Annotated in this window: 12 protein-coding genes; 6 read left to right on the forward strand and 6 right to left on the reverse strand. The window is 72.3% G+C overall.

Annotation, left to right across the window (positions count from 1 at the left end; translation table 11 throughout):
- Nucleotides 1-17: 17 nt before the first annotated feature.
- Nucleotides 18-857 carry a TrmH family RNA methyltransferase gene (locus TK50_RS30800; RefSeq protein ID WP_043969026.1) on the forward strand — a complete coding sequence of 280 codons (840 nt, stop codon included), beginning with the start codon at nt 18-20 and terminating at the stop codon, nt 855-857.
- Here TK50_RS30800 and TK50_RS30805 read toward each other — a convergent pair.
- Together TK50_RS30805 and TK50_RS33325 are read right to left on the reverse strand one after the other, a co-directional pair.
- Complete coding sequence (locus TK50_RS30805; protein ID WP_043969623.1) at nt 842-1,252, reverse strand: YkvA family protein; 411 nt, start codon at nt 1,250-1,252, stop codon at nt 842-844. The genes TK50_RS30800 and TK50_RS30805 overlap by 16 nt on opposite strands.
- A gap of 82 nt (nt 1,253-1,334) precedes the next feature.
- Nucleotides 1,335-1,553 (reverse strand): hypothetical protein, encoded by a 219-nt coding sequence (locus TK50_RS33325; protein WP_144420441.1) that lies wholly within the window; start codon nt 1,551-1,553, stop codon nt 1,335-1,337.
- A gap of 481 nt (nt 1,554-2,034) precedes the next feature.
- Between TK50_RS33325 and TK50_RS35775 the strand changes: the two genes are divergently transcribed.
- The 3 genes from TK50_RS35775 to TK50_RS32570 all read left to right on the forward strand — a co-directional run bounded on the left by TK50_RS35775 (nt 2,035) and on the right by TK50_RS32570 (nt 5,345).
- The gene (locus TK50_RS35775) at nt 2,035-2,547 is read left to right on the forward strand and encodes a hypothetical protein (RefSeq protein WP_199486178.1); all 513 of its coding nucleotides are present in this window, start codon (nt 2,035-2,037) and stop codon (nt 2,545-2,547) included.
- A gap of 186 nt (nt 2,548-2,733) precedes the next feature.
- Complete coding sequence (locus TK50_RS30820) at nt 2,734-3,639, forward strand: bile acid:sodium symporter family protein (protein ID WP_043969027.1); 906 nt, start codon at nt 2,734-2,736, stop codon at nt 3,637-3,639.
- 515 nt (nt 3,640-4,154) lie between these two features.
- Nucleotides 4,155-5,345: a GH12 family glycosyl hydrolase domain-containing protein gene (locus TK50_RS32570; protein WP_043969028.1), complete on the forward strand. Its 1,191-nt coding sequence runs from the start codon at nt 4,155-4,157 to the stop codon at nt 5,343-5,345.
- A gap of 78 nt (nt 5,346-5,423) precedes the next feature.
- On the opposite strand, the gene TK50_RS30830 is transcribed toward TK50_RS32570, so the two are convergent.
- Nucleotides 5,424-7,154, reverse strand: coding sequence for an aminotransferase class V-fold PLP-dependent enzyme (locus TK50_RS30830; RefSeq protein ID WP_043969029.1), 1,731 nt, complete (start codon nt 7,152-7,154; stop codon nt 5,424-5,426).
- 187 nt (nt 7,155-7,341) lie between these two features.
- Between TK50_RS30830 and TK50_RS30835 the strand changes: the two genes are divergently transcribed.
- Complete coding sequence (locus TK50_RS30835) at nt 7,342-8,124, forward strand: inositol monophosphatase family protein (protein WP_043969030.1); 783 nt, start codon at nt 7,342-7,344, stop codon at nt 8,122-8,124.
- Between the two features lie 139 nt (nt 8,125-8,263).
- Here TK50_RS30835 and TK50_RS30840 read toward each other — a convergent pair whose 3' ends face one another.
- Nucleotides 8,264-9,448 carry an acyl-CoA dehydrogenase family protein gene (locus TK50_RS30840; RefSeq protein ID WP_043969031.1) on the reverse strand — a complete coding sequence of 395 codons (1,185 nt, stop codon included), beginning with the start codon at nt 9,446-9,448 and terminating at the stop codon, nt 8,264-8,266.
- 238 nt (nt 9,449-9,686) lie between these two features.
- On the opposite strand from TK50_RS30840, the gene TK50_RS30845 reads away from it, so the two are divergent.
- Nucleotides 9,687-10,436 (forward strand): DUF899 domain-containing protein, encoded by a 750-nt coding sequence (locus tag TK50_RS30845; protein WP_043969032.1) that lies wholly within the window; start codon nt 9,687-9,689, stop codon nt 10,434-10,436.
- Nucleotides 10,437-10,598: 162 nt separating this feature from the next.
- On the opposite strand, the gene TK50_RS30850 is transcribed toward TK50_RS30845, so the two are convergent.
- A complete protein-coding gene (locus tag TK50_RS30850; protein WP_043969033.1) occupies nt 10,599-11,462 on the reverse strand; it encodes a helix-turn-helix transcriptional regulator in 864 nt (287 codons plus the stop codon).
- Nucleotides 11,463-11,591: 129 nt separating this feature from the next.
- On the reverse strand, nt 11,592-12,476 hold the full coding sequence (locus tag TK50_RS30855) for an alpha/beta fold hydrolase (RefSeq protein ID WP_043969034.1): 885 nt from the start codon (nt 12,474-12,476) through the stop codon (nt 11,592-11,594).
- Between the last annotated feature and the right edge of the window lie 43 nt (nt 12,477-12,519).

A 12,519-nucleotide genomic window follows, 5' to 3' on the forward strand; every position in this document is an offset into this window, starting at 1 on the left:
AGGGAGGCGGGACAACGGTGGCTCTGCGGGTGACCGGCCGCAACGCGCGGTTCCAGCAGTGGGAGGCCCTCCTGCGCAACCGGACCAAGCGGCAGCGCCGCGGCGAGTTCCTCGTGCAGGGCGTACGCCCGATCGCCGTGGCCATCGAGCACGGCTGGCAGATCCGGGAGCTGCTCTACGACGCCGACGTCCAGCTGTCCGGCTGGGCACGCGAGACGCTGGACACCGTCCGGGCCGAGAGGTTCGCCGTCTCCGGTGAGCTGATGCACGAACTGGGCGGCAAGGCGGACGCGGTTCCCGAGCTGCTGGCCGTGGTCGCGCTGCCGGAGGACGACCTGTCCCGCATCCCGGCCGGGCCGACCACGCTCACCGTCGTGTTCGACCGGCCCACCAGCCCCGGCAACATCGGCACCCTCATCCGGTCCGCGGACGCCTTCGGCGCGTCCGGCGTCATCGTCACCGGCCACGCCGCCGACGTGTACGACCCGAAGGCGGTGCGGGCGAGCACCGGCTCGCTCTTCGCGCTGCCCGTGGTCCGGGCGCCCGCACCCCAGGCCGTCCTGTCCTGGGTCGCCGGACTTCGCGCCGACGGAATCGGCGTCGGCGTGGTGGGCACCGACGAGCACGGCCCACTGGAGGCCGCCGAGTACGACTTCACGCAGCCCACGCTGCTCCTGATCGGCAACGAGACCACCGGTCTCAGCGCCGGCTGGCGGGCGGCCTGCGACCAGCTCGTCCGGATCCCGATGACCGGGGCCGCCAGTTCCCTGAACGCGGCGGCCGCCGCGACCGTCGTGCTCTACGAGTCGGCACGCCAGCGCAGCGGTGCCGCTCGTGGGTGTCAGGCGGTGCCCTGACTGGCCGAGGGCGTGCCGAGGAGCCGCTCGATGAGCCGGGTCTCGCCCGGCCAGGCGGCCAACAGGACGTCCCGGGGCACCTGCCGGCCGGCGTAGCGCAGGGCGAGCGCCACCACGACGATGTCGTCGAGGGGGCCGATGACGGGCAGGAACTCGGGGATCAGGTCGACGGGGCTGGCCACCCACAGGCCGGCGAGCAGGATGGCGAGCTTCGCCCGGCGGGGCACCCGGGGATCCCGGCGCAGCCGCCGGACCATGGTGACGCAGTCCGGGACGAAGGCGGCGAGGTCCCGCAGCAGGCCGGGCGGGAGCCGGCGGGCCAGCAGGATCAGCAGCGCCCAGGAGGCGACCAGCAGCGCGACCGCGCCGGCCAGGGCGACGGCCCAGTCGCGCAAGGCCAGGTCGTGATCGAGTACGGGGTGCACGACTGGTCAACGTAGTCGCGACCCCCGGGGACGTGGGCAGGAGGTGCGGGTGTCAGCAGGGGCCCTCGTGCCAGCTGAGCTGCGTCACCGTCACCGGAAGATAGAAGATGTTGCCACCGGGGGGCGTGCAGAGCGTGTAGTAGCTCGTCGACCCGTCCGGCCAGGTGTAGGAGTAGCTCATGTCGACGTTGCGGGGCGTGTAGTTGTAGTAGGTCTTCGCCGGGGCGCTGCCGGACCACTCGCCGGCGCTCACCAGGGACGGAGTCTCCACGGGGGCGGGGTTCGGGTACGCCCAGTTGGGCCAGACGCAGAACGTGCCCTGCGCGCAGTTCCCAGGCGGCCATGCTTCTGCCGCCCCGGAAGGCGCCGCCGACGCGGCGGGCGCGGTGGCCAGCAGGCTCGCGGCGGATACGGCAAGGGCAAGGGACCTCAGCAGCACGGCATTCCTCCCAAAAATCATTGACGTACGTCAAATTAACGGCGGAAAGTTGAGTGGTCAAGAACTTGGTCATGATCCCTGGTCGAGCAGGCTTTCGACCGTTCCGAAAACAGCGGCCACACCGGCTCGTCCACAAGGGATAAACTGTTGTCTCACCGGAGCCCGGCGGCCCGGGCCCCATCGGAGGACGGGATGTCTGGACCGACCTGTTCGTAGGCCTGCTCAGGCTGCCGTCCCCGTCACCTGCGTGCCCGCGGAGGGGCCCGATCCCGCCCGCACGCGTTTCGACTTCCGCCGTCGCCTCCCGCACCTGGTGAGCATGCTCTGGCTCGGGCTCATGGCTGGGCTGACGGCCGGCAGCATTCTCGCCTGGCTCATCGGGCCCCCGATCGGGTCCTCGTTCGTGATCGCATTCGGATTGGCCCTCGGGTTGTCGATGGCGGTCACGGCCGCATCGCACAGCTGGATCGACATCGACACGGAGGTCAGCCCCGCGAGCGCCCTGTCCGGTGATCGGAGGCACACGATCCTGACCCTGCTCCAACTGGGCTGCGCGGTGTCCGTGTTCGCGTCGTTCATCTCCGGGCCGGTGTATGGCGTCGTGGTCGGGCTCGCGACCGGGCTCATGTGGGCACTCACGAGCGCGTGGGGGCAATGGCTGGTCCTGATACGACTCTGGCTGCCCCTGCGGGGCCGCCTGCCGTGGCGCACGTTCGCCTTCCTGTCGGACGCGCGAGACCGGGGTGTGCTGCGTCAGGTCGGAGCTGTCTACCAGTTCCGCCACGCACGGCTCCAGCATTACCTGTCGGGGGCTGACCGGGCCTGATCCGGGCTCCTGGCCCCTGGCCCCGCACCCGTGCCCGGCGGCCACCTTCGGCCTGACCGAGGACGTCTTGCGTCACTGTGCAGCTGACGCCGACAAGGGCTGCGCATAGGGCAATCTTCGAGAACCGGGGTGGTGGCCGGCGGTGTGAAACTCATGGATCTCTTACTCCCGGAAGGCGGAGTCATCATGAGTAACGACACCGTGCTCATACTTTTTCCCATCGCTGTCGGCATCGTCATGCTCGGGCTCGGCCTCACGCTGACCCTCGACGACTTCCGCCGCGTGGTGCGCTACCCCAAGGCGATGGTCGTCTGTCTGGTCTCCCAGATGCTGATCCTGCCGGCGATCTGCCTGGGCCTGGTCGTCGCGTTCGACCTGCGGCCCGAGCTGGCGGTCGGCATGATGCTGCTCGCCGCCTCGCCTGGCGGCAGCACCGCCAGCCTCTACAGTCACCTGTTCAAGGGTGACCTCGCGCTCAACATCTCGCTGACCGCCGTCAACTCCGTGCTCGCGCTGTTCACCCTGCCGGTCATCGTGAACCTGTCGGTCGCGGGCTTCGTCGGCTCGGACAGCTCGATCGGCCTCCAGTTCGACAAGGTGATCCAGGTGTTCGCCCTGGTGCTGATCCCGATCGCGATCGGCATGGCCATCCGGGCGAGATTCACCGACGCCGCCCTGCGGCTGGAGCGCGCCGTCAAGGTCCTGTCGGTGGTGGTGCTGATCCTGATGATCTCCAGTGTGATCGCCGGCCTCGGCTCGGAGGTGTTCGACATCCTCGGCGAGATCATCCTCGCGGTGGTGGCGTTCAACCTGATCAGCATGGGCCTCGGCTACTTCGGCCCCCGGCTGCTGCGCGTCGGCGAGCGGGAGTCGATCGCCTCGGCCTTCGAGATCGGCCTGCACAACGCCAGCCTGGCCATCACCATCGGGATGAGCCCGACGCTGCTCGACAACTCGACGATGGCGATGCCGTCGGTGACGTACGGCTTCGTCATGTTCTTCACCGCCGCCGTCTTCGGTGTCGTCGTCTCCCGGCGGGTGCGCGCGGGCACCGCCACCGGCGACTTCTCGGCGGCCCCGAGCCGGGTGTGACGCCGCTGCCGCGCCGGATCCGATCCCGGTCGGGTCCGGCGCGGCCGTGGTCGCGCCCGTCGCCCTGGCCGGTGCTGGTGCGGGCGTGCGCCGGGACGCGGGGCGGCGGCGTTGACGGTGGCTGACGGCTGCCGTAACGTCATAGCGACGCATGTCGATGGATGGTCGGGTCGTCCGGGTCTGAGGCCGCATCCACCTGGCGATTCCGGGCAGTTCGCCATGCGGGTCGCCGCGTCCGTCAGCAACCGGGCCATGGGAGGCCGCCGGCCCGCCGGGGACTGTTAACGCTAACACCACCACCCGCCCCTCGCCCCTCTCCACCACGCCCCACCCTGCCCCGCCGCCACCCCGCTCCGCCCATCTCCACGCTCGCCGATCTTGCAGTTCGGGCCCCTCGCATGGGCGGTCGGCGCCATGTGTCGGGGCCGCAGGTGCAAGATCGGCGGACGGGCGTGGCGGAGGTGAGGCGGAAGCGGAGAGGGACACGGGGGTGGCCGGACCGAAGGAGAGAAGTCATGGGGAATCGAAAGCGGCTGGCCCTGCTGGCCGTCAGCACGGCCGCGACCGTCACCGTCGCGGCCGCCGGGGTGGCCGTGGCGCAGGCGGCGGCGGCCGGGTGCGCCGTGCGCTACGCGGTGTCGTCGCAGTGGTCGGGCGGCTTCAACGCCGACGTCACCGTCACCAATCTCGGTGACCCGCTGACCTCCTGGCGGCTCACCTGGACCTACGCCGCGGGCCAGCAGGCGACCCAGGCGTGGAACGCCACCGTGACCCAGAGCGGCGCCCAGGTGACCGCGACCAACGTCGCGTACAACGGCGCGATCGCCACCAACGGCACCGTCGGTTTCGGCTTCACCGGTTCGTGGAGCGGCGCGAACCCGGTGCCCACCAACTTCGCGGTCAACGGGGTGACCTGCAACGGCCCGACGACCCCGACGACCCCGCCGCCCACCACCACTGCGCCGCCCACGACGCCGCCGCCCACCACGCCGCCGCCGATCGGCGACTACCCGCCGTCGGGCCGGCTGTGCAACAGCACCGACGCGATCGACATCGGCAAGTACTGGATCCCCAACAACCAGTGGGGCGCCGGCACCGGCTCGGGCAGCCAGTGCATCTGGACCAGCGGCGGCTCCGGTGACCGCATCTCGTGGGGCACCAGCTACAACTGGAGCGGCCAGGCCGGCACCGTCAAGTCGTTCGCGGCGGCGATCCTGGGCTGGCACTGGGGCTGGCGGCGGCAGAACACCGGGCTGCCCGTGCAGCTGTCCGCCAACCGCAACGTCAACACCAGCTGGCAGTTCACCGTCACGCAGAACGGCACCGTCAACCAGAACGTCGCCTACGACTGCTGGCTGCACCCGATCGCCAACCCGGGCTCCGCCGACCAGCCCTCGGACGAGCTGATGATCTGGCTCTACCGCTCCAACGCGTCCCCCGCCGGCAGCCGCCAGGGCACGGTCACCATCGCCGGCACGACCTGGGAGATCTGGCGCGGCTACGTCGGCACGTGGAACGTCTACTCGTACGTGCGGACCAGCAACACCACCAACGCGAACCTCAACATCCGCGACTTCACCAACGACCTGGTCGCCCGGGGCTGGATGAGCAGCTCCAAGTACCTGACCAGCGTCCAGGCGGGGCCGGAGATCTTCACCGGCAACGGCCAGGTCACCACCAGCACCTACTCGGTGACCATCAACTGACGCGGGCGGCCGGTCGGGCGTGACTGCCCGGCCGGCCGCGCCCGGCCACCCGGGCCTGCGCCACCGGAACCGCCCCGGTCAGGGCGACGACGGCGCGTCCGGGGGTGCCGTGCAGGCCGGCGGAAGGTGGAACCAGCGCAGCGCCTCGACGCCCGACGGCAGGCCGGTCGAGCCCTCGTCGAGGCGGTCGTCGCGGCCGGCGAGAATCCGCCGCGCCTCGCGCAGGTGTCCGGCCAAGGCCTCCTCGCCGACCCGTTCCCGCCGGCCGACGGCCATCGGGCCGCCGGTCAGCAGGGGTCCCAGGTCGGCCAGGCGCAGCGGCCGCCCCGGGCCGCGGTGGTGCCGCCACAGGCCGCTGCCGACGTCGAACCGGTAGTCGGTCAGCAGCCGGTGCCCGTGCCGGGCGATCAGGTCGACCGCGTCGACGAGATAGTCGGCGACCACGTCGGAGATGAAGTAGGTGAAGGTGATCCGCGCCCAGCCGGGCTTGATCCCCTCGCAGCCGAGGGCGATCTCCTCCCGGAACGCGCGGGAGCGCTCCTCGTCGATCGCCAGCAGGCGGTGCCCGTAGGGCCCCGCGCAGGAGCAGCCCCCGCGCGCCTGGATGCCGAACAGGTCGTTGAGCAGCGCGACGACGAAGTTGTGGTGCAGGTGACGGTCGCCGTGGCGGATCTGCACCGACACGATGGGCAGCCGCCGGGCCCGGGTGCCGCCCAGGACCTCGATCCCCGGGTTCGCCGACCAGCGGCGCAGCGCCCGCGCCCACAGCCGCTCCTCGCGGGCCCGGATGACCTCGGTGCCGACGGCCTGCTTGAGGGCGAACACCAGCCCCGCCCGGATCGACTCGACGATCGCCGGCGTGCCGCCCTCCTCCCGGGCGACCGGGTCGTCGAGGTACCGGTGCCCGACCGGGTCGACGAACGCCACCGTGCCGCCGCCCGGGGTCGTCGGCACCCGGTTGCGGGCCAGGTCCCGGCGCACCACCAGGACGCCGGGCGTCTGTGGGCCGCCGACGAACTTGTGCGGCGACAGGAAGACCGCGTCCTTGCCGTCGGCGGCCCCCGGCGCCGACTCGCCCATCCGGATCGGCACGTACGGGCCGGCGGCGGCGTAGTCCCAGCACGACAGGGCGCCGTGGGCGTGCAGCAGCGCGGCGATCGCGTCGGTGTCGGAGAGGATGCCGGTGACGTTGGAGGCGGCGGAGAAGCTGCCGATGCGCAGCGGCCGGTCCGCGTACCGGGCCAGTTGCGCGGCGAGCTCCGCCCGGTCGATGTGCCCTTCGGCGTCCGCGCCGATGACGACCACCTCGGCGTACGTCTCGCGCCACGGCAGCTCGTTGGAGTGGTGCTCGTAGGGGCCCACGAACACCACCGGACGCTGCCCCGGCGGGACGCGGTCGAGCAGACCGTGGCGGTGGGTCGGCCCGTGCGGCAGCCGCAGTTCGAGCATCCCGATCAGCTTGTCGACCGCCGCCGTGGCCCCCGAACCGCAGAAGACGACGACGTGCTCGTCGGTGCCGCCGACGGCGTCGTGGACGATCCGCCGGGCGTCCTCGCGCAGCCGCCCCGTGGCCAGGCCGGTGGCGGAGCTCTCGGTGTGGGTGTTGGCGTAGCGGGGCAGCACCCAGTCCCGGACGGCGTCCTCCACGAAGTCCAGGGCCCGACCCGAGGCGGTGTAGTCGGCGTACGTGATCCGGCGCGGCCCGTAGGGGCCGTCCAGCACCTCGCCCTCGCCGACGATCCCGTCCCGGATCCGGGCCAACAGCCGGTCTGCCGTGCTTGACGCGCCCAACGTGCCCAACGTGCCCATGGCGAACTGCCTCCCCGTGGCGGTGTCGGGGCAGGTCGGCGGGCGTCGATGTCCCGAGCGCCGACCCCAGTGTGCCCCATCCGGCCAAGGGACGGCGCGGCGGCCGGCCGTCCGCGTGAGCTGGTGCCGGGACCGCCTCCGGTGCGACGATCGCGACCGTCCCTGCGGCCGACACGAGGAGAACACGATGGTCAGCGGTGCCGAGTTGGACGACTGCCGGCGGGTCGCCGAGGAGGCGGCGCGGCTCGGCGGCCGGGAGCTGCTGCGGCGCTTCGGCGACCACGGGCGGGTCGACCACAAGACGGCCTCCACCGACCTGGTGAGCGAGGCGGACCGGGCCAGCGAGGCGCACATCGTCGAGCTGCTGCGCGCCCGTCGGCCCGACGACGGCATCCTCGCCGAGGAGGGCAGCGGCCACACCGGCAGCTCCGGGCTGCGCTGGGTGCTGGACCCCCTCGACGGCACCGTCAACTACGTCTCCGGAATGCCGTTCTGGTGCGTGAGCGTGGCCTGCGAGGAGGAGACGCCGGACGGCTGGCGGCCGGTCGTCGGGGTGGTCCTCGACCCGGTGCACGACGAGCTGTTCCACGCCGTCCGGGGCCGGGGCGCGTTCCGCGACGACGTCCCGCTGGCCCGGCCCGCCGGCGCCGCGCTCGACGAGGTCATCCTCGCCACCGGGTACGCCTACGACGTGGCCCACCGCAGGGTGCAGGCGGCCGTGGTCGCCGACCTGGCCGGCGACGTGCGCGGGGTGCGGATGCTCGGCTCCACCGCGCTGGCCCTGGCCTGGATCGCGGCGGGCCGCTGCGACGCGTACGTCGAGGACCGAGCCTTCCGGTGGGACTGGGCGGCCGGGCTGGTGATCGCCGTCGAGGCCGGCGCGGCCGTCGAGGTGAGCGGCAGCCGGGTGCTTGCCGCCCCGCCGGAGCTGATCGACGGGCTGCGGCCCCGGGTCGCCGCGCTGGGCTGACGCCGTCGTGGGCCGCGTCACGGTGGTGCGCCGATGGTGCGACGGGCCGCCCGGCGAGGGGGTGCGCCGGGCGGCCCGCCACGTGTGGGGAACGCTCAGGACAGAGCGCGGCGGGGCTGGGGGAGCCGCGCGGGACGGCTCAGACGAACAGGGTGTTCGGGCCGAGGCCGCAGACGACCCGCCCGTACAGCTCGGTGTTGGTGTCGGGGTTGATCAACCCGTGCAGGCTCATCGCGTTGACGTCCCGGACGATCCGCTGGATCGGCACGTCCCGGTAGATGGAGGTGCCGCCGCTGGCGGAGGCGAAGATGTCCACCGCCTCCTTGGCCAGCCGGGTCGCCCAGCCGTGGTCGGCGCGCACCCGGGCCCGCTCCTCGAGGGTCCACTCGGCGCCGGTGGCCGCCTTGGTGTCGACCAGGTCGGCGGCGTGGTACGCGTGGAACTCGGCCTGCTCGATCTTCATGAGCGCGGTGCCGACCTTCAGGTGGGTGACCGGGGCCTCGCTCTGGTTCTCGTACTCCGTGTAGGTGATCTTCCGGCCGGGCAGCCGGTCGAAGAACTCGTCGCGGGCGGACTTGGCCACGCCGACGGCCGCGCCCACGCCCGACGCCGCCGCGTTCAGCGCGGCCGGGGTACGCCAGACGGGGGAGTCGGCGTTGCCCTGCGACAGGCCCTGCGGGATCATCGCCGCGCTCATCGGGATGATGTGGCTGCTCGGGATGAACAGGTCCCGGGCCACGGTGGTGACGCTGCCGGTGGCGGTCAGGCCGGTGGTGTACCAGTCGTCCACGATCTCCAGGCTGCCGATCGGCACCAGCGCCATGATCGGCTCCGGCTCCGCGTCCGGGCGCACCACGACCACCGCGATCTCCTGCCACTGCGCGTGGTGGGCCCCGCTGATGAAGTGCCAGCTGCCGTTGACGACGAAGCCCCCGTCGGTGGGCACGGCCGTGCCGCCGACGCTGTTGGTGCCGCACACCCGGGCGTGGGGGACGGCGAACACCTCGTCCTGGGCCTCGTCGGGGAACAGGCCGGCGAGCCAGGTCGGGATCCACAGCACCGAGGTGACCCAGGCGGTGCTGGCGTCGCCCCGGCCCAGCTCGGTGGCGACCGCCACGAGCGTGCGGGTGTCCACCTCGTACCCGCCGTAGCGGCGGGGCGTGCGGAGCTTGAACAGCCCCGCCTCCTCGATCGCGGCTACCGTCTCGTCGTGCAGCCGACGATTCTCCTCCTGCCACGCCGCGTGCTTGCGGATCAGCGGGACGAGACCCGCCGCCCGCTGGACCAGCTCCTCGCGGGTGGGTGCTTCGGTGGTCGTGGACACGTGTCCTCCTCAACGGGGCGACCGGATCGACCGGGGTCGTGTCGGCCAGGCGCCCTCGACGCTGTCACACTCCGCGTGCCGCAACCTCTTCCGGATTGCCCGGCGTCATTGCCCGGCGTCCACACAGGACGGGCGGGGAAGGGCACGAGGGGAGAAGTCGGCATGCGGGGCCCGTGCCAGGCTCGCAGGTGTCGCCCGGCCTCCCCCCGGCCCGGCGGCGACCGTTGAGGGAGGAACGATGGCTTTTCCGCAGATCGTCTCGCGTGAGGAATGGACCACCGCCAGGGAGCAGCTCCTGGAGGAGGAGAAGGCGCTGACCCGCGCCCGCGACCAGCTCAGCGCCGCCCGTCGGGCCATGCCCGTGGTGCCGGTGGAGAAGGAGTACGTGTTCGACTCGCCCTCGGGCCGGGTGACGCTGCTCGACCTGTTCCAGGGCCGCCGCCAGCTCATCGTGCGGCACTTCATGTTCGCCCCGGAGGCGAAGGAGGGCTGCGTCGGCTGCTCGATGCAGGCTGACAACGTCGGGAACCTGTCGCACATGCACGCGCGGGACACCTCGTTCGTCATGATCGCCCGCGCGCCGATCGAGAAGATCGAGCAGTTCAAGGCCCGGATGGGCTGGAGCCACATCCCGTGGGTCTCGTCGTTCGGCAGCGACTTCAACTACGACTTCAACGTCTCGATGGAGAAGGGCGAGCTGCCGGCGGTCAGCTCGTTCATCCGCGACGGCGAGAAGATCTACCACGCCAGCTCGGTGTTCGACCGGGGCGGCGAGGTGTTCATCAACACCTACAACTACCTCGACGTCACCCCGCTGGGGCGGCAGGAGGAGGGGCTGGCCCACCCGTGGGACTGGTGGCGTCACCACGACCGCTACGACTCCGACGAGGCCGTCAACCCGGGCGAGAACTGGTGGACCGGGGTCAACAAGTTCCGGGTGCGCCAGGACGGCGCGCCCGCGCAGCCGGCGGAGGCCGGGACGCAGTGACGCCGGTGTGGTGGGGCGCGGCGGCGCTCCACCCGTCGGGGCGGCCGGTTCCCGGCCGGGCGGCGCAGGCCGTCCCCGGGGAGCCGGCCGCCGCCGTGTGCGCGGGCGGCCCCGCGGGGGTGGCTTCCCGCGGGCGCGGGCGGCACCGGGCGCGCGGACGACTCAGGGGACGGTGACGCTGTGCCGGGGCGGGGGCGCCGGGGCGGGGGCGCGGCGGGGGATGCCGCCGAGCATCCGCAGCGCCGCCGCCGACGGCGAGCCGGCCTCGACCGTGAAGGTGACCAGCATCAGGTCGGGGGTGTCCTCCAGCCGCAGCGTGTGCTGGTTGACCGTCAGCGCCCCGACGACCGGGTGGGCCATGTCGTAGGTCATCGTCTCGCAGGTGCTCACCGGGTGCTCGGCCCACATGCCGGCGAACTCGGGGCTGCGCGACAGCAGCTCCTCGACCAGCCCGACGACCCGGCGGTCGCCCCGGTAGCGCCCCACGGCCATCCGCAGGTAGGCCACCACCGAGCGGGCCTTGCCCGGCCAGTCGGCGTACAGCTCGCGCATGCGCGGGTCGAGGAAGACCGACCTGCTCATGTTGGGCGCCTCGTCGAGGTGCCAGGCGAGCAGCGCGTGGCCCAGCGGGTTCCAGGCGTGCACGTCGGTCGCGGCGCCGAGCACCATCGCCGGCACGTCGGGCATCATCGCGAGCATCTGGTGCAGGGCCGGCGGCGTGGTGTGGGACCGGGCGGCCCGGCCAGTCGTCGCCCGGCCGGGGCGGGCCAGCACGAACAGGTGGGCCCGCTCGTCGCCGTCGAGCTGCAGCGCCCGGGCGACCGCGTCGAGCACCTCGTCGGACACGTTGTGCGCTTGGCCCTGCTCCAGCCGGGTGTAGTAGGAGACGCTGACCCCGGCGAGCTGGGCCAGCTCCTCGCGGCGCAGCCCGGAAACCCGCCGGCGCTCGCCGTAGCGGGTCAGGCCGGCGTCCTGCGGGCGGATGACGCCGCGTCGAGATCGGAGGAACTCGCCCAGCGGATTCATGCGACTCAGTATGACCGACGAGCATGACACTGTCAGTGGTACCCACCGTAGGAGTACCAACGGTTTCCGGCCGGGCGGGCGGAGTCCGCCGGACCCGGCCGGAGCCGGACTAGTGTCCTGATCGGACGGTCAGGCCGTCTCGGTCAGGAAGCGCAGGATGTGGGCGTTGGTGATCTCCGGCTGCTCGGTGAGCGGGACGTGCCGCGAGTCGGGGACCAGCGCGCCGGCCGACCCCTTCGGCAGGGCCTCGACGATCCGGGCGAGCTTCTCCTCGTTCATCGCGAAGGCGACGTCCTGCACGCCGAAGATGTTCAGCGTCGGCTGCGTCGGCAGGGCGCCCCACAGCGCCCCCTGCTCGGCCCCCCACTCGGGGGTGCCGAACGTCGCCGGCGGGAAGTTGGTCCGGTACATGCCCAGGGCGGCGTGCAGGTTCTCCGGCTTGCCCAGGGCGGCCCGGATGTCGGCCAGGTCCTGCGTGACGTCGTAGCCGTCGCGGGAGTACTTGTGCAGCATGAACTCCAGGAAGGCCAGGTCGTTGGCGGCGACCAGCTCGTCGGCGGCGGCCATCTGGAAGAACCAGAAGTGGGCCTGGACGTTGATGCCCCGGGGGTCGAGCAGGTACTCGCCGAAGAACTGGAACGGCGGCACGTCACAGGCGACCAGCCGCGACCAGCGCTCCGGCGCCTGCACGGCCGCGGCCCACGAGACGGCGGCCCCGAAGTCGTGCCCGATCAGCACCGCCCGCTCGTCGCCGCCGAGCACCTCGTGCAGGGCGTTGACGTCGGCCACCATGTCGCGGATGTGCTCGCGGCCCGGCGGCGGGACGGAGCTGGGGGCGAAGCCGCGGGTCCACGGCGTCACCACCCGGTAGCCGGCGTCGACCAGCACCGGCACCAGGTACCGGAACGAGTTGGGGGTGAACGGGAAACCGTGCACCAGCAGGGCCAGGGGGCCCTCGCCGAACTCACGGTATGCGATGTCGACACCGTTGACGGTGACCTGTGATTGACGCATGGGATGCCTCCTCGGCGGGCATGGATTGCACCAAGACTGGCCG

Source organism: Micromonospora haikouensis, assembly GCF_000876225.1.
GTDB classification, from domain to species: Bacteria; Actinomycetota; Actinomycetes; order Mycobacteriales; family Micromonosporaceae; genus Micromonospora; species Micromonospora haikouensis.